This window comes from Phenylobacterium sp., from assembly GCF_030698145.1.
Taxonomy (GTDB): domain Bacteria; phylum Pseudomonadota; class Alphaproteobacteria; order Caulobacterales; family Caulobacteraceae; genus Phenylobacterium.
This window is the reverse complement of sequence record NZ_JAUYNW010000011.1, coordinates 68,373-83,571: the sequence shown is the minus strand read 5'-3', so window position 1 is coordinate 83,571 and position 15,199 is coordinate 68,373. Positions and strand designations below refer to the sequence as shown.

Genomic DNA, 15,199 nt, shown 5'->3' with positions numbered 1-15,199 from the left:
GCCTCTGCAAACGTGCTAGTAGTCACTTGCAATACAATACTGACTATGCGACCGCTTGGGCTGAAGCGGGAGAGCCAGCCGCTGAACCCCTATTCCAGCCGGGAGGCGAGCTTGCGCCCTAGTTCGCCTGAACGCGTCGCGGACTTTCGCAGCAGGGGATGGTGGCGTGGCGAGACCGTCGACGCGCTTTTCCGCAAGGCCGTCGCGGCGCGCCCCGGCGAGGAGGCCTTGGCGGATGCGCCCAACCGCCAGGCCCTGGCGGGGACTGCGCCCCAAAGGCTGACCTACGCACAGGTTGACGCTCGGGTGGACGCCATGGCGGCGGTCTTCGCCGCTCTTGGCGTCGGGCGCGGCGACGTGGTGGCGACGCAGTTGCCCAATCTGGTCGAGGGCGTCTTGGCCTTTCTCGCCTGCGCCCGCATGGGGGCCATCCTGAGTCCCGTGGCCATGGCCTATCGCGGGCACGAGCTGCGTCAGATCCTGCCGATCGTGGAGCCGAAGCTCTACCTGACCGTCGGCGATTTCCATGGCTGCGACCACGCCGCCATGCTGCTGGAGTTGAGGGCGGAAGGTGTGACCGACGCGCAGGTGCTCAGCCTGGCCGCCGTGGCGCCGACCGGCGCTCACGCGCTCGACCCGCTGATGGCGCAGGCGCCTGCGACACCCTATCCCACCCCGGCCGATCTGGACGCGGCCGAGGCGCTGACCGTCTGCTGGACCTCGGGCACGGAGGCCGCGCCCAAGGGCGTGCCGCGGCACCACGACCACTGGGTGGTCAATGGCGAGGCCCTGGCGGAGGCCGCCCGCCTCAGGCCCGGCGACACCATCTTGAACCCCTTCCCGCTGATCAACATCGCGGCCATCGGGGGCATGGTCATGCCGTGGCTGGTCTGCCAGGGCCGGCTGATTCAGCACCACCCCTTCGACCTGCCGATCTTCCTGTCCCAGATGCAGGACGAGGGCGTGGCCTACACCGTGGCGCCGCCCGCGATCCTGAACATGCTGCTGCAGAACGAGGCCCTGCTGTCGGCGACCGACCTGTCCAGGCTGCGCTGCCTGGGTTCGGGCTCCGCTCCCCTGGCGCCCTGGATGGTCAAGGGCTGGCAGGACCGCCACGGCGTGACGGTGATGAACGTGTTCGGTTCGAACGAGGGAACTTCGCTGTTCTCCACCGGCGAGGCCATTCCCGATCCCGAGCAGCGCGCGCGGTTCTTCCCCCGCTTCGGCGCCAAGGGCCTGGATTGGCCGGCGGCGTTTCCCTCCAAGATCCGCACGCGGCTGGTTGACCCCGAGGGCGGCGGCGAGATCACCGAGCCGGGGATAGAAGGCGAGCTGCGCATCGCCGGCGCCATGACCTTCGACGGCTATTGGAAGGCGCCCGAATTGTCCCGGCAGGCCTTCGACGACCAGGGGTTCTTCCGCACCGGCGACCTGTTCGAGATCACCCCGGACGGCGGCGGTCGGTTCTATCGCTTCGTCGGCCGGTGCAAGGAGATCATCATCCGAGGAGGGCAGAACATCTCCCCCGCGGAGCTGGACGTCATGATCGAAAGCCATCCGAGCGTGCGCGAGGCGGGCTGCGCGGCCTATCCGGACGAGCGGCTGGGAGAGCGGGTCTGCGCCGTCGTGGCGCTTCGGCCCGGCAAGGCGCTGACGCTCGAAGAGCTGACTGCCCACCTGAAGGGCCACGACATCGCGACGTTCAAGCTGCCGGAGAAGCTGCGCGTGGTCGAGGCCCTGCCGCGCAATCCCCTGGGAAAGGTGCTGAGGCGCGAACTGGCCGGCGTCGCCGCGACCTGATCCGGTCGCCGCGGCGTTGAAGCGACTTGCATAGTCGCACCCGTTCCGCGACTCTTGCGACCATGATCACGTCGAAGTTCATCCGCACCTGCTCGATCTGGCGGGCGCTGGAGGTGGTGGGGGACACCTCCGTCCTGCTGATCCTCGAAGCATCCTGGATCGGGGCGCGGCGGTTCGACGAATATCGCACGCGCACAGGCCTCCTTCAGACCCTGCTCAGCGACCGGCTGAAGCGGCTGGTGGCCGCCGACGTGCTGGTTAAAACGCCCTACAGCACCGCGCCGCCAAGGTTCGAGTATCGCCTGACCCCCAAGGGCCTCGACCTCTATTGGCCGGCCCTGATGATGCTGCGCTGGGAGCGGCGCTGGAGCCCGCCCGCGGGCAAGCTGCAGCTCCGGTTGAGGCACCGCACCTGCGGCCACGTCTTCGAACCGGTTCCGACCTGCCTGAAGTGCGGCGACGAGATCAGCGCCCGCGACGTGGACTGGACCGAGGGGCCCGGCGTGGGCTGGATGGCCGCCCGCTACAGCCGCCGCCGCCAGCACCGCCACGCCGCTGTGAGCGCCTCGAGCCTGATGGTGGACGTGGCCCAGATCACCGGGGACCGCTGGGCGAGCCTCGTGTTGCGCTCGATCTTCACGGGACTGCGACGGTTCGACGAGATCCATCGCGACACGGCCATGGCCACGAACATCCTGTCCGAGCGGCTGTCCTGGCTCACAGCGCAGGGCGTAATCCGCGCGCACGATCTGGGCGGCCGGCGCTCCGAGTACCGGCTAACCGAGAAGGGGATCGACTACTACCCCATCCTGTTGATGCTCCTGCAGTGGGGGGACAAGTACTATGTCTCGCCCGAAGGGCCGCCGCTGCTGTTGCGGCACAAGGCCGATGGCCACGACCTTGAGCCCGCGGTGACATGCTCGTGCTGCAGTCAGCCGGTCGAGGCGCACGACGTGACCTTCGAGGTCATCGAGGCCGACGCGCCACGGGCGGTCGAGGCGGCGGACTAGCGCTCGCCGTCAACGCAGTCACTTTCATAACGATACTTGATCGGCTAGGCTCTCCCGAGTTCAGCGAGGGGTCATGAAGCACCGCGTCATCCAGTGGGCCACCGGGGCCATGGGCAAGACCTGCCTGAGGGCGGTCATCGACCATCCGGCGATGGAGCTGGTGGGCCTCTATGTCTACGGCGAGGACAAGGCCGGGCGCGACGCCGGCGACATCGCGCGGCGGCCGCCCACGGGGGTGATCGCCACCCGCGACGTCGAGGAGATCCTGGCGCTGGACGCCGACGTGGTGATCCACTGCGCGCGCCTGGCCCCGCCCTATGGCTCTCACGACGCCGAGATCCTGAAGTTGCTGGCCGCGGGCAAGAACGTCATCAGCATCAACGGCTACAGCCGTCCTCGGCACTGGGGCGGGGCGCGGCTGGCGGCCCTGGAGGCGGCCTGCGCGGCGGGCGGCGCCACCCTGATGGCCGCGGGTCTGAATCCGGGCTTCGCCGCCGAGCAGCTCGCGGTGGTGGCGACCGGCGTCTGTTCGCAGCTCGACCACGTCGAGGTGGTGGAAAGCGTCGATTGCAGGGGCATGCGAAATCCCGATTATGTGTTCAAGATCCTGGGGTTCGGGTCCGATCCTCTGGCGATTGACGCCCCCGACTGGGGGGCCGCCTCGTCACTTAATGGCATGTACGCCGAGGTGCTCTCGGCCATGGCCGAGCATTTGGGTCTGGCCCCGGAACGCATCGACACCGACCATAAGGCCTTCCCTGCCTCGGAGGACTTGAGCGTGGCGGCTGGGCGCATCGCGCTCGGTGGGATCAGCCATGTGAACTGGCGTTGGCGCGCGATCGTGGGAGGCGCGGCCAAGCTCACCATGTCGATCCACTGGTACATGGAGACGGCCCATCTGGCGGAGCCGGACCCGCCGCTGTGGCGCATCCATGTCGAGGGCCAACCGGGCGTGCGCTTGTCGGTCGACCTGGAGAAGCGGGCCGGCGATACGAGCGCCACCTCGGCCGAGCAACTGGGCGTCGCCGGAACGGTGATCAATTCGATCCCCCTGGTCCGCGCTGCACCGCCGGGGGTGATGACGCGGCCGTTCGCGACGCCGTTTCGAGGAGAGCTCAGTGACCTGACAGGCCGATCCCATCCGTCACTTGCATAACGATACGATGTGTGGATGATCGGCGGCCGGAAGGGACCGCCATATGCCGGAGACGACCGAGGAGAGCGCGGGGACCGCGCGCGACATGCGCGATCGGGTGGTGATCGTCACCGGTGCGGGCAAGGGGTTGGGCCGCGCCTACGCCCTGGACCTCGCCGCGCGCGGGGCGAACGTGGTGGTCAACAATCGCTGGACCGACCGCGGCCAGCCCTCGAGCGCCGAAGCGGTCGCGGCCGAGATCCGCGCCGCCGGCGGCCGGGCGGCGGCAAGTCTCGTTCCGGCCGAGGACCCGGAAGCCGGCGAGGCGCTGGTCGCCCAGGCGATGACGGAATTCGGCCGGCTGGACGCCGTGGTCTCCAACGCAGGCGTGCCCGAGACGCTTCGCCTGCATCGCCAGACCCGCGAGGGCTTCCGGAAGATCTTCGACATCAACTTCTTCGGCGCCTTTGACCTGGTCCGGGCGGCGTGGCCGGCCCTGTCGGCTTCGGGCTCGGGCCGGATCGTGGTCAGCGCCTCGTCGGCCGGCCTGCACGGCGGCGACGGCATGGCGGCCTACGCCTCGTCCAAGGCGGCTCTGATCGGCCTGGTCCGCGGCCTGGCCGTGGAGGGCGCCGCCCGCGGCCTCAAGATCAACGCCATCGCGCCCTATGCCCTGACCGCCATGACCGAGACGTTCGTCGCGCCCGATGTCGCCGTGCGCATGGACCCGGCGGCGGTGGCGCCCCTGGTCTCCTGGCTGGTCAGCGATGCCTGCGACGTCACCGGCCAGACCCTGGTCTCCGGCGGCTGCCTTATGCGCGCGGCCAGGACCGTGGAAGGCCCGCCGGTGCGGCTGGAAACCGGACAGATAGGCGCCGCCGTGGGCATCGCCCTGACCGCCGAGCCGCGCGAGCCCTATGACGACGCACACCAGGCCTTCGCCGCCTTCATGGACGGGCGCCGGACTTTGGATCCCACCCGTTCACTTGTACAATCAGACTGACAATTTCGGGCCTCAATGGCCGAGCGAGGAAACCATGGTCTACATCCTGGGCGGCTGGCAGAGCGACTTCTCCAAGAACTGGGCGCGGCAGCAGATGGACTTCGCCGACGCCTTCGCCGAGGTGGTGGGTCAGGGCCTGGCCGCCGTGGACCTGGAGCCCAAGGACATCGACACCGGCCACGTCGGCAACTTCGTCGGCGACCTGTTCGCGGGCCAGGGCCTGCTGGGCGGGTTCTTCGGCCTGGTGCATCCCGACTTCGACGGCATGCCGACCTCGCGCCACGAAGCGGCCTGCGCCTCGGGCAGCGTGGCGATCCTGGCGGCGACCGCCGAGATCGAGGCCGGACGCTATGACACCGCCTGCGTGGTCGGCCTGGAGATGATGCGCAATGTCTCGGGCCAGCAGGCCGCGCAGAACCTGGGCGCCGCGGCCTGGGCCGGCCATGAGTTCCAGGACGCCACCTATCTGTGGCCGAAGGCCTTTTCCGACCTCGGCGAGGAGTATGACCGCCGCTTCGGGCTGAAGTACGAGCACCTCATGCGGATCGCGGAGATCAACTTCGCCAACGGCCGCAAGAACCCCAACGCCCAGACGCGGGCCTGGGCTTTCAACGACAAGAGCTTCACCGACGACGACGAGGCCAATCCGGTGGTCGAGGGGATGATGCGCAAGAACGACTGCGGCCAGGTGACGGACGGCTCGGCCGTGGTGTTCCTGGCGTCGGAGAAGGCGGCGACCGGGTACGCCGCCAAGCGCGGGATCGCGCTGGAGAGCCTGCCTCAGATCAAGGGCTGGGGGCATCGCTCCGCGCCGATCAGCTATGAGCGCAAGGTGCGGGCCAGCGAGGGCGGGCCCTATGTCTTCCCGCAGGTGAAGCGGGCCATCGACGACGCGCGCGCCCGGGCCGGGATCGCCGACGTGGGCGAGCTGGACGCGGTGGAGACCCATGACTGCTTCACCACCACCGAATACATGGCCATCGAGCATCTGGGCCTGACGGCGCCGGGCGAGGCCTGGAAGGCGGTGGAGGACGGCTCCATCGAGATCGGCGGGCGGCTGCCGATCAATCCCTCCGGCGGGCTGATCGGCGGCGGACATCCCGTGGGCGCGACGGGCGTGCGGATGGCGCTGGACGCCTTCAAGCAGGTGACCGGCCGCGCCGGCGACTACCAGGTCGAGGGCGCCAAGACCGTCCAGACCCTCAATATCGGCGGATCGACCACCACCACCGTCAGCCTGGTCGTGGGCGTCTGACCATGGCCGACACCGCCGTGGCCGCGCCTGCGCCAGCGCCGTTCCGGGAGGCCCACCTGCTGCCGGTGGACCTCGATATCGAGCGGCGCGCCGACGGGACGATCCTGATCGGCTCGAAGATTCCGCTCCGTCCCTATGACGCCAACATCCCCGCGGCCTTCGCCCGGCGGGCGGCGATCTCGGGCGAGAAGCCGGCCCTGGCCCAGCGGGGCGCCGACGGCGAATGGGCGTTCACGTCCTTCGCCCGGCTCAAGCGGGACATGGACGCGGCGACCCAGTGGCTGCTCGACCAGGCGCCGGCGGGACCCGTGCTAATCCTGGCGGCCAACACCCCCGCCTTCGCGGTGATGAGCTTCGCCGCCCAGGCCGCCGGCCGCGCCGCCTGTCCGGTCAGCGTCACCTATGCGGCGCTGGGCGGCGACTATGGCCGGCTGGCCCACGTGATCGCCAAGGTGAAGCCCGGCGTGGTGTTCGCCCAGGACAGCGCCACGGTGGCCGGCGCGCTGGAGGCCCTGGACCTAGGCGCGGCGAATATCATCACCACCGATCCGTCGCGGCTGTCCAAACCCGCGACGTCCTATGCCGAGGTGCTGGCTACGGCGGCGACCCCGGCGGTCGCCAGGTCGATCGAACGGCTGAGGCCCCACGACCGCGCCGCCCTGATGCTGACCTCCGGCTCCACCGGCTTGCCCAAGGTGGTCCCGATCACCTTCGACAACCTGATGGCCAATTCCACCCAGTGCCAGCAAGCCATCGGCGAGGCGGCGGGCTGGCACGAAGTGATGCTGGACTGGCTGCCCTGGCACCACGCCGCCGGCGCCTTCGTGCTGCGGACCACCCTGCTGGAGGGCGGGACCCTCTATGTGGACGACGGCAAGCCGGCGACCGGACTGTTCGAGACCTCGATCCGTAACCTGCGCGAGATCTCGGTCAGCTATTTCAACAATGTGCCGCTGGGCTACACCATGCTGGTGGAGGCGCTGGAGAAGGACCCGGTGCTGAGGGCCACCTTCTTCAAGAAGATGCGGCTGATGCTCTATGGCGGGGCGGGCCTGTCCCAGACGGTGCATGATCGCCTGCAGGCGGCCGCCGTCGCCGAGACCGGCCATCGGATCATGATGACCAGCGGCTACGGCATGACCGAGACCGTCTCGGCCTTCATGGTCATCCACTTCGAGACCGACAAGGTGGGCATCGGCCTGCCGGCGCCGGGCACGACCCTAAAGCTGGCCCCGGTCGGCGAGCGCTACGAGGTCCGTGCGCGCGGGCCCAACGTCACCGCCGGCTATCTCGATGAGCCGGAGAAGACGACCCTGGCCTTCGACGAGGAGGGGTTCTACCGCACCGGCGACCTGGCGGTGTTCCACGATCCGGCCGACCCGACCCAGGGACTGGCCTTCGCGGGCCGGGCGGCCGAGGAGTTCAAGCTCTCCAGCGGGACTTGGGTCTATGGCGGGTCGCTTCGGGACGGCCTGCTCAGGTCCCTGTCGCCCCTGGTGCTGGACCTGGTGCTCTGCGACGACGGTCGGCCCTATCTCGGGGTGATGGTGTGGCCCACGCTCGGCGCCGATCCCGCCGAGATCGCCCGGCGCCTGGCGGCCTTCAACACCGACCAGCGGGGCGGGGCGGCGCAGGTGAGGCGCGCGCTCCTGCTGACCGACCCGCCCAACGCCAACGCTCACGAGATTTCGGACAAGGGCACCATCAATCGACGCGCCGTCATCGACCGTCGCGGCGCCGAGGTGGAACGGCTGTTCGCCGAGACGCCGGACGCCGGCGTGATGGCCCTGGGTTAGGGCGACGGCCTTTGCGTGTGCGGCGTCCACTCGGCGCCGGCCTGGGCGTAGTCGGCGCTGAACCAGCGCGGATAGCCATGCAGGGTCTGGCCGCCATCGACCAGGACCTCCGCGCCGGTCACGTAGCCGGCCGCCTCGCCGCAGAGGAAGACCGCCATCCGCGCGATGTCTTCCGGCTTGCCGAGCCGGCCGACCGGGGTGTTGGTCAGGGCGTCGGCCCGGACGGCGGGATCATCGATCAGGGATTTGGTCATGGCCGTCTCGATCACCCCTGGCAGGATCAGGTTCACGCGGATGCGAAAGACGCCCAGCTCCGAGGCGAGGGATTTGGCCAGCATGCGCACGCCGGACTTCGAGGCCGCATAGGCGCCGAGCATGTCGCAGACATGGGTAGCGGCGGTGGAGGCGTTCATGACGATCGCCCCGCCCCGGGCACCGTCCCGCATCAGCCGCGCCGCGCCCTGGGCCATCAGGAAGCCGCCGTTGAGGTTGACCTCCACATGCTTGCGCCACTGGTCGAACGGCAGGTCGATGAGCGTCCCATAGCGGCCGTAGCCGGCGTTGAGGAAGGCGGCGTCCAGGCGGCCAAACCGCGCCCGCACGGCGTCGAACAGGACCGAGACCGCCTCGGGATCGGTCTGGTCGCAGGCATGGGTCATGACCTCCGCGCCGCTCGCCTTCAGCCCGGCCGCGACCTCCTCGAGGGCATCGCCTCGCCGATCGGTGATCACCAGATTGGCGCCCTCCCGTGCGAAGGCCGCCGCGGTGGCCGCGCCGATGTCGCCCGCCGCGCCGGTGACCAGCGCCGTCGCGCCCGTGAAGTCGGCCATGGTCCGTTTGCTCCCAGGTCTTCTTGTGCGTCCCGCCTTGCGCGGCTAGGATCACTTGCATAGGAAGACTGTCAAATCATTCCGTCTTGAGCGGGGCGTTGGGGGGTGAGGCTATGCCGGATTTCGTCGTGGTTCTGGCGGTCAACGCTGGCGTCATCCTGGCCTTGTTCGTCCTGGCCTGGGCGGTCTGCGTCACTATGCGCGACTGCACGCCGGTCGACAGCCTCTGGGGGCTGGGCATGGGCCTGGTCGCCATCTCGACCTTCATCCAGACCGGCGGCGGCACGCCCCGCCGGGTGGTGCTGACGGTGATCTGCGTGGCCTGGGCGCTGCGGCTTGGCGGCTACATGCTGTGGCGCTGGCGCGATCACGGGCCCGACGGCCGCTATGTGCGCATGCTGGACAAGGCCAAGGCCGAGCGCGGCTGGGGCTACGGCTATGCGGCCTTCCGCCTGGTGTTCCTGCTGCAGATGCCGCTGCTCTGGTTGGTCTGCCTGCCGGTCCAACTGGGCCAGGTCGCGGCCGAGCCCGCCCAGCTTGGCCTAGTCGGCCTGATTGGCGCGGGCCTCGCCGTCTTCGGCCTGGTCTTCGAAAGCCTCGCCGACTGGCAGCTCGTCGCGTTCAAGAAGGATCACGCCAACGCCGGCCAGGTGATGGACCGAGGCCTGTGGCGCTACACGCGCCACCCCAACTACTTCGGCGACGCCTGCGTCTGGTGGGGCCTGTGGCTGGTCGCGGCGGAGACGACGCCCGGTCTGTTCGCGGTCGTCGGCCCGGCCTACCTGGTCTTCACCCTGACCCGGTGGAGCGGCGTTCCGACGGTCGAGGGCCGGCTGCGCCGCCGCAAGCCGGACTACGATGACTATATCCGCCGCACGTCAGGCTTCTTCCCCTGGCCGCCCAAACCCCCGGAAACCGCCTGACCATGTCCCTGCCGCCGCATATCGCCGAACGCCTGAGGCTTCCAGCCATCGCCGCCCCCATGTTCCTGGTCTCGGGCGTCGACATGGTGCTCGCCGCCTGCAAGGCGGGGATCATCGGATCCTTTCCCGCCAACAACGCCAGGACCCTGGACGATTTCGACGCCTGGATGGGCCAGATCGCGCGGAGCCTGCCCGCCGACGCCCCGCCCTGGGCGATCAACATCATGGTCCACCGGTCCTACAGCCGCTGGGAGGAGGAGCTCGAGCTCGTCCTCAAGCATCGGCCACCGATCGTCATCACCGCCCTGGGAAGCCCGGTGGCGGTGGTCGAGGCGATCCACGGCTATGGCGGCCTGGTCTATGCGGACGTGAACTCCCTGACCTACGCCCAGAAGGCGGCGAAGACGGGGGTGGACGGCCTGATCCTTGTGGCCTCGGGCGCGGGCGGACACACCGGACCGATCTCGGGCTTCGCCTTCGCGCCGGCGGTGCGGGAGGTGTTCGACGGGACCATCGTCCTGGGCGGCGGCATAGGATCGGGCCGGGCGGTGCGCGCCGCCCAGATGCTGGGGGCGGACCTGGCCTATCTCGGCACGCGGCTCATCGCCTGCGAGGAGAGCCTGGCGGTCCCCGGCTACAAGCAGATGCTGGTGGATTCCACGGCTGAGGACATCGTCACCTCCGCAGCCTTGACCGGTATCCCCGCCAACTGGCTGAAGGCCAGTCTGCTCGCCGCGGGTCATGACGCCGAGGGCCTGAAGACCAAGGCCGAGATCAATCTGGGCCGGCCCGAGGACAGCGCCAAGCGCTGGCGCGACGTCTGGGCGGCGGGTCAGGGCGTCGGCGAGGTGCGCGCCGTCGAGCCCCTGGGCGTCATCGTCGAGGCCCTGGTTCGCGACTACGCCGAGGCCGGGCGGACGGGCTGAGGGCGCGACCGGCCAGGCCTTGACAAGGCCGGTCCGGGACCGAAGGTTCGCGCGGTCCTGAAACCAGAGGCGACATGGCCGAATCCAGCCGCACCAGCACCCCGGAAACACCGGCGCTCACCCAGTTGGTCCAGGCCAACTCGGCCACCCGGGCGCTGAATATCCTGGGTGACCGCTGGACCCTCATGATCCTCTACCTGGCGTTCCAGCGGGTCCGCCGGTTCGACGAGTTCCAGGGCAAGATCGGCCTGGCGCGCAGCCTGCTGATCGATCGGCTGCGTCGGCTGCAGGCCGCCGGCATCCTCGAGAAGATCCGCTACCAGGAGCGGCCGGCGCGCGACGAATATCATCTCTCCGAAATGGGGCGAGACCTCTACAGCCTGGCCCTGATGATCATCCGCTGGGAGAAGCGCTGGTTCTATGACCCCGCCAATCCGGCCCACCGGCTCCGGCACAAGTGCGGCCAGGACTTCACGCCCGAGTTCCGATGCGGCCATTGCGGCGAGCTGGTCAGTGCCCGCGACGTCTATGCCGAAACCGGCCCGGGCGCCGGGTTCGAGCCCTCGCCGCCGCCACGCGCCCAGCGGCGTTCGATCGTGCCGGCCGGGACCCTTAACCAGGGCAATCCGATGCTGGACCGCGCCTTCCAGGTGCTGGGCGACCGGTGGACCTCGCATGTGATCGCCTCGGCCTTCATGGGGCGGCGGCGGTTCAATGATTTCCAGGCCGCCCTGGGCGTGGCGCCTAACATCCTGTCGGACCGCCTGTCGCGGCTGGTCGACCTCGGCGTGTTGCGTCGAGAGCTCTACCAGCAGCGTCCCGATCGGTGGGAGTATCGCCTGACCGACGAGGGGCGGGACCTCTATCCGCTGATCGCCGAGCTGAACCGATGGGGGGACCGCTGGCTGGCTGGCGACAAGGGGCCGCCGCTGATCACCTATCACCGCGCCTGCGGCCATGTGCTGGTCTCGAAGGTCACCTGCGACCACTGCCACGACGAGGTCACGGCCTTCAACGTGACGCCGGGCCAGGGCTGAACCGGGCTATTTCGCCAGGGGCCGGTCGAGCATCTCCTTGACCTCGTCGGTCATGGGCGCGCCGGCCTTCATGGCCGCGCTGATCCGGCCGTCGAAATATTCCCGCCACTCGTGGATCAACAGGCCGCGGAACTCCAGCGACCCCGCATAGGGGATAGCCACGTGCTCGCCGGTGGTCAGCCAGAACTCGTCGACGCCCTCCATGAACAGGCGGTTCCCGTTCTCGGCATGGTCGAAGATGCGCCACCTGTTGGTCTTGATCACCTTGGCCATGCCCTGCAGCGCCGTACGCATGGAGGCCTTGCCCCTGACCGCGGGGGCGTAGCCCGAGGAGTTGCGCCAGACGATGTCGTCGGTGACGTGGACCAGCACGCCCTCCACGTCCTGCCGCTTCCAGGCGTCGATCACGGCGGTCAGCACGGGATAGAAGCGCGGCATGGCGGTCTCCTTGGCGAAGGCGAGGACGGGGGTGAGGGCGGGGGTGGCGGCGAAGGCGGCGGCGGCCACCAGGGTCCGGCGGTCGAGGGACATGGGCGGGCTCACGATGCGAGGGGGCGGTCGAGCAGTTCGTCGACCTGGCGCGACAGGGGTTCGCCGGCCTTCTGCTGGGCGGCGACGCCCAGGTCCACATAGTCCCGCCAGCCGACGATCAGGTCACCGCGGAAGTCGAGGACCCCGGCATAGGGGGTGGCCACGCGGTGGCCCTCCGTCGTGCGATAGTCGTCGACGCCTTCGACGAACAGGCGATCGCCGGTCTCGGCATGGGCGAAGATTCGCCACTGGATCCCGTGCATGTCGGCCTGGAAGCGTTCCAGGAGCTTGCGGGCGGACGCCTTGCCGCGAACCGGCGGCGCCGCGGCGGCGGCGTAGTGCCAGACGATGTCCTCGGCCATGAAGGACAGCACCCGATCGATGTCCTTGGCCTGCCAGGCCTCGATCACCTGGCGGAGGATCCCGTAGCAGCGACCCATGGCGCAACCTCGCATGAAGGCGCCGGGCGGCGCGGGGCCGCCCGGCGAAGGACGCTAGAAGGCGGCGGACAGTTCCACACCGTAGGTGCGCGGGGCGCCGAAGGACGACATCTCCTCCTGGAAGAAGGGGATGATGTTGGTGCGGTAGCGGGTCTCGCCCAGGTTCTTGCCGTACACCGAAATGCTCCAACCCTGGTCGGGCAGGGTCAGGGTCACCCGGCCGTCGAGGGTGCCGTAGGCCTTCTCCCAGGTGGTGTTCTCGGGCGCCCAGGGCATCTTGCCCTGCCAGCGATAGGCCAGGCGGGCCGAGAGCGCGTCGGGCATGGAGCCGAAGTCCGTGGTGACCTCGGCGCCCACGGCCGCCTGCCACTTGGGCGTCCGCTGCATCAGCTTCCCGGAGTTGTTCACGCCGGCGAAAATGAAGGTGTCGTAGGTGGCGTCCACATAGCTGCCGCTGGCCCAGGCGCGGAACCAGGAGGTGGGCGCGAACTGCAGGTCGGTCTCGACGCCCTTGATGGTCGCGCCGGGCGCGTTGCTGATCACGTTGCACAGGCAGGAGGCGAGGGTCTGCTGCACCTGCAGGTTCTTGTACTTCATGTAGAACACGGCGGTGTTCCAACGCAGGGTGCGGTTGAACAGCTCGGTCTTGTAGCCGGCCTCGTGGTTGGTGACGGTTTCGGGATCGTAAGCCTTGGCCGCGGCGAAGCCGTTGGAGGCGTTGTTCTGGAAGCCGCCGCCCTTGAAGCCCTTGGAATAGGTCACATAGACCATGTTGAGGTCGTCGGGGGTCCAGCGCAGCGTGGCCTGGGGCGTCAGCTCCTTCCAGCTTTCGCCGTAGGCGGTGGCGAAGTTGGTGGTCAGCGGGGTCAGCGGCGCCGTGTCGTTGGGCCTGATGCGGTCGCCGGTGGCCACGATGATGCCCCGCTGGAACCCGCCCTTCTCGTCGCGGGTGTAGCGGGCGCCGACGTCCAGCTTGAGCGTCTCGGTGATCTTGAAGCCGATCTGGGCGAAGGCGGCCATGTCCTCGTTGCTGCCGTGGTCGTCCCAGTGGGACTCGCCCGACAGGGTCGGCAGCACCGTCGATTCTCCCCAGAAGCGGTTGTACTGGTGGACCTTGGTCTTCTGGTAGTAGGCGCCGACGATCCAGTCGATGCGGCTCTCGGTGTTGGTGGAGGTGAGGCGCACCTCCTGGGAGATCTGGTTCATCCCCTCGATGAAGTTCACCGGCTCGGCGAAGAGCAGCGGACCGGCCACGTTGTAGCCGTTGGCCGGACCCAGGCCCGTCTGGTCGTACAGGGTGAAGGACTGGTTGTTGCGATAGCCAGTGATGCTGGAGAGCCGGATATTCGGCGCCACGTCCTTCTCGACCTTCAGGATGATGTCGTAAGTCTTGTGCCAGGCGCCCTGGGGCGTGGGGGCCGCGTCTCCCAGGAAGTGCGGCCAGATCGGCAGGCTTTCGTCCAAATCCAGGTGGCCGCGGGCCGCGGCGATCAGGGCCCGGGTGGTCGACCAGGGCGTGAAGCTCGCCGGCAGGGTGGGGCTCTTCAAGCCGACCCGATGGATGCCGTCATTGCTGTCCTTGGCGTAATCGACGTTCAGGCTCGCTCGTAGATCGGAGTCCGTCGGCGCATAGGCCAGTTGGATCCGGGCCTGGGTGGAATCCAGGTTCTCGAGTTCGGTGTTGTGCAGGATGTCCTTGTAGTAGCCGCCGCGATTGATGGTCTGGAACGAGAGCCGGCCGGCCAGGGTGTCGGTCAGGGCGCCGGTGAAGTAGCCCGTGGTCTGGCGCAGATCGTAGTTGCCGAAGGTGACGGTGACCTTGCCCGAGCGATCGAAGCTGGGGGCGTTGCTGATGATGTTCACCGCCCCGCCGGCCACGTTCTTGCCCAGCAGCACCCCCTGCGGACCGCGCACCACCTCGATCCGGGCCACGTCGTAGAAGGCCGAGTTCAGGTTGCCCGAACGGCTCACATAGACGTCGTCGACGAAGGTCGAGACCGACTGGTCGGCGGTGGGCGAGGACAGGCGGGTGTTCACCACCCCGCGGATGTTGATCTCGTTGGACTGCGGTGAATTGGCCGTGAACGAGATCCCCGTCATGTTGTGGCCCAGGTCCTCGAGCGTCAGCACGCGGTCCTTGGCCAGGCTGGCGCCTGAGACGGCGGTGATCGCCAACGGCGCATCTTGGACGTTCTCCTCACGCTTCTGCGCCGTGACGATCAGCTCCTCGAGCTGCGTGCCCTGGGCCATGGCCGGCAGGGCCAGGCTCATGCCGGCGAGCACGGCGATCACGGATGTGGTGTGCTGAAGTTTCACTGGTCTTCTCCCCCTGGCCTCGATCGCCCAAGCGCCGAGGTCCCGATTGTGTTTTCCGCGCGCGGCGGTGGACGTTCGATATGGCGGTGGGAGCGCGGCGAAGCGTGGACTCGTCCGGGGCGGCGAACGTCGCGGCGTGCGGCTTGCATAACGCCATCAACCGCGAACGGCGGGTGTGGCCATAGGCGCTGACGTCG

General features: G+C 68.8%; 13 protein-coding genes. 9 read left to right on the top strand and 4 right to left on the bottom strand.

Annotated elements, in window-relative coordinates; all coding sequences use genetic code 11:
• Positions 1–45 precede the first annotated feature (45 nt).
• From Q8Q77_RS01155 to Q8Q77_RS01130, 6 genes are all read left to right on the top strand, one after another.
• Positions 46–1,800, top strand: a complete 1,755-nt coding sequence (locus tag Q8Q77_RS01155; protein ID WP_305580321.1) for a class I adenylate-forming enzyme family protein — start codon at positions 46–48, stop codon at positions 1,798–1,800.
• Between the two features lie 62 nt (positions 1,801–1,862).
• Positions 1,863–2,810 (top strand): helix-turn-helix domain-containing protein, encoded by a 948-nt coding sequence (locus Q8Q77_RS01150; protein ID WP_305580319.1) that lies wholly within the window; start codon positions 1,863–1,865, stop codon positions 2,808–2,810.
• A 73-nt stretch (positions 2,811–2,883) separates the two neighbouring features.
• On the top strand, positions 2,884–3,966 hold the full coding sequence (locus Q8Q77_RS01145; RefSeq protein WP_305580316.1) for a hypothetical protein: 1,083 nt from the start codon (positions 2,884–2,886) through the stop codon (positions 3,964–3,966).
• Positions 3,967–4,009: 43 nt separating this feature from the next.
• On the top strand, positions 4,010–4,948 hold the full coding sequence (locus tag Q8Q77_RS01140) for an SDR family NAD(P)-dependent oxidoreductase (protein ID WP_305580314.1): 939 nt from the start codon (positions 4,010–4,012) through the stop codon (positions 4,946–4,948).
• Positions 4,949–4,982: 34 nt separating this feature from the next.
• Positions 4,983–6,203: an acetyl-CoA acetyltransferase gene (locus Q8Q77_RS01135; RefSeq protein WP_305580312.1), complete on the top strand. Its 1,221-nt coding sequence runs from the start codon at positions 4,983–4,985 to the stop codon at positions 6,201–6,203.
• Positions 6,204–6,205: 2 nt separating this feature from the next.
• Positions 6,206–7,999, top strand: a complete 1,794-nt coding sequence (locus Q8Q77_RS01130; protein ID WP_305580310.1) for an AMP-binding protein — start codon at positions 6,206–6,208, stop codon at positions 7,997–7,999.
• Here Q8Q77_RS01130 and Q8Q77_RS01125 read toward each other — a convergent pair.
• Positions 7,996–8,829 carry an SDR family NAD(P)-dependent oxidoreductase gene (locus Q8Q77_RS01125; protein ID WP_305580308.1) on the bottom strand — a complete coding sequence of 278 codons (834 nt, stop codon included), beginning with the start codon at positions 8,827–8,829 and terminating at the stop codon, positions 7,996–7,998. The genes Q8Q77_RS01130 and Q8Q77_RS01125 overlap by 4 nt on opposite strands.
• A 113-nt stretch (positions 8,830–8,942) precedes the next feature.
• Here Q8Q77_RS01125 and Q8Q77_RS01120 point away from each other — a divergent pair, with 113 nt between their 5' ends.
• The 3 genes from Q8Q77_RS01120 (at position 8,943) to Q8Q77_RS01110 (ending at position 11,715) form a co-directional block, all read left to right on the top strand.
• Positions 8,943–9,752, top strand: a complete 810-nt coding sequence (locus tag Q8Q77_RS01120) for a DUF1295 domain-containing protein (RefSeq protein ID WP_305580306.1) — start codon at positions 8,943–8,945, stop codon at positions 9,750–9,752.
• 2 nt (positions 9,753–9,754) lie between these two features.
• Entirely contained in the window at positions 9,755–10,678 is a 924-nt protein-coding gene (locus Q8Q77_RS01115; protein WP_305580304.1) for a nitronate monooxygenase family protein, read from the top strand.
• Positions 10,679–10,752: 74 nt separating this feature from the next.
• The gene (locus tag Q8Q77_RS01110; protein WP_305580302.1) at positions 10,753–11,715 is read left to right on the top strand and encodes a helix-turn-helix domain-containing protein; all 963 of its coding nucleotides are present in this window, start codon (positions 10,753–10,755) and stop codon (positions 11,713–11,715) included.
• A 6-nt stretch (positions 11,716–11,721) separates the two neighbouring features.
• Here the strand turns inward: Q8Q77_RS01110 and Q8Q77_RS01105 are convergent, their stop codons facing one another.
• From Q8Q77_RS01105 to Q8Q77_RS01095, 3 genes are read right to left on the bottom strand one after another with little or no spacing between them, the layout of a single operon-like run.
• The gene (locus tag Q8Q77_RS01105) at positions 11,722–12,246 is read right to left on the bottom strand and encodes a nuclear transport factor 2 family protein (RefSeq protein ID WP_305580300.1); all 525 of its coding nucleotides are present in this window, start codon (positions 12,244–12,246) and stop codon (positions 11,722–11,724) included.
• 8 nt (positions 12,247–12,254) lie between these two features.
• Complete coding sequence (locus Q8Q77_RS01100; RefSeq protein WP_305580298.1) at positions 12,255–12,686, bottom strand: nuclear transport factor 2 family protein; 432 nt, start codon at positions 12,684–12,686, stop codon at positions 12,255–12,257.
• A gap of 54 nt (positions 12,687–12,740) precedes the next feature.
• On the bottom strand, positions 12,741–15,002 hold the full coding sequence (locus Q8Q77_RS01095; RefSeq protein ID WP_305580296.1) for a TonB-dependent receptor: 2,262 nt from the start codon (positions 15,000–15,002) through the stop codon (positions 12,741–12,743).
• Positions 15,003–15,199: the final 197 nt, after the last annotated feature.

What these genes read in the sequence shown, in the direction of transcription:
- Q8Q77_RS01105 (WP_305580300.1), bottom strand. Translation starts at nt 12,246, where the DNA reads ATGTCCCTCGACCGCCGGACCCTGGTGGCCGCCGCCGCCTTCGCCGCC.
- Q8Q77_RS01150 (WP_305580319.1), top strand. Translation starts at nt 1,863, where the DNA reads ATGATCACGTCGAAGTTCATCCGCACCTGCTCGATCTGGCGGGCGCTG.
- Q8Q77_RS01135 (WP_305580312.1), top strand. Translation starts at nt 4,983, where the DNA reads ATGGTCTACATCCTGGGCGGCTGGCAGAGCGACTTCTCCAAGAACTGG.
- Q8Q77_RS01125 (WP_305580308.1), bottom strand. Translation starts at nt 8,829, where the DNA reads ATGGCCGACTTCACGGGCGCGACGGCGCTGGTCACCGGCGCGGCGGGC.
- Q8Q77_RS01140 (WP_305580314.1), top strand. Translation starts at nt 4,010, where the DNA reads ATGCCGGAGACGACCGAGGAGAGCGCGGGGACCGCGCGCGACATGCGC.
- Q8Q77_RS01130 (WP_305580310.1), top strand. Translation starts at nt 6,206, where the DNA reads ATGGCCGACACCGCCGTGGCCGCGCCTGCGCCAGCGCCGTTCCGGGAG.
- Q8Q77_RS01115 (WP_305580304.1), top strand. Translation starts at nt 9,755, where the DNA reads ATGTCCCTGCCGCCGCATATCGCCGAACGCCTGAGGCTTCCAGCCATC.
- Q8Q77_RS01110 (WP_305580302.1), top strand. Translation starts at nt 10,753, where the DNA reads ATGGCCGAATCCAGCCGCACCAGCACCCCGGAAACACCGGCGCTCACC.
- Q8Q77_RS01100 (WP_305580298.1), bottom strand. Translation starts at nt 12,686, where the DNA reads ATGGGTCGCTGCTACGGGATCCTCCGCCAGGTGATCGAGGCCTGGCAG.
- Q8Q77_RS01155 (WP_305580321.1), top strand. Translation starts at nt 46, where the DNA reads ATGCGACCGCTTGGGCTGAAGCGGGAGAGCCAGCCGCTGAACCCCTAT.
- Q8Q77_RS01145 (WP_305580316.1), top strand. Translation starts at nt 2,884, where the DNA reads ATGAAGCACCGCGTCATCCAGTGGGCCACCGGGGCCATGGGCAAGACC.
- Q8Q77_RS01120 (WP_305580306.1), top strand. Translation starts at nt 8,943, where the DNA reads ATGCCGGATTTCGTCGTGGTTCTGGCGGTCAACGCTGGCGTCATCCTG.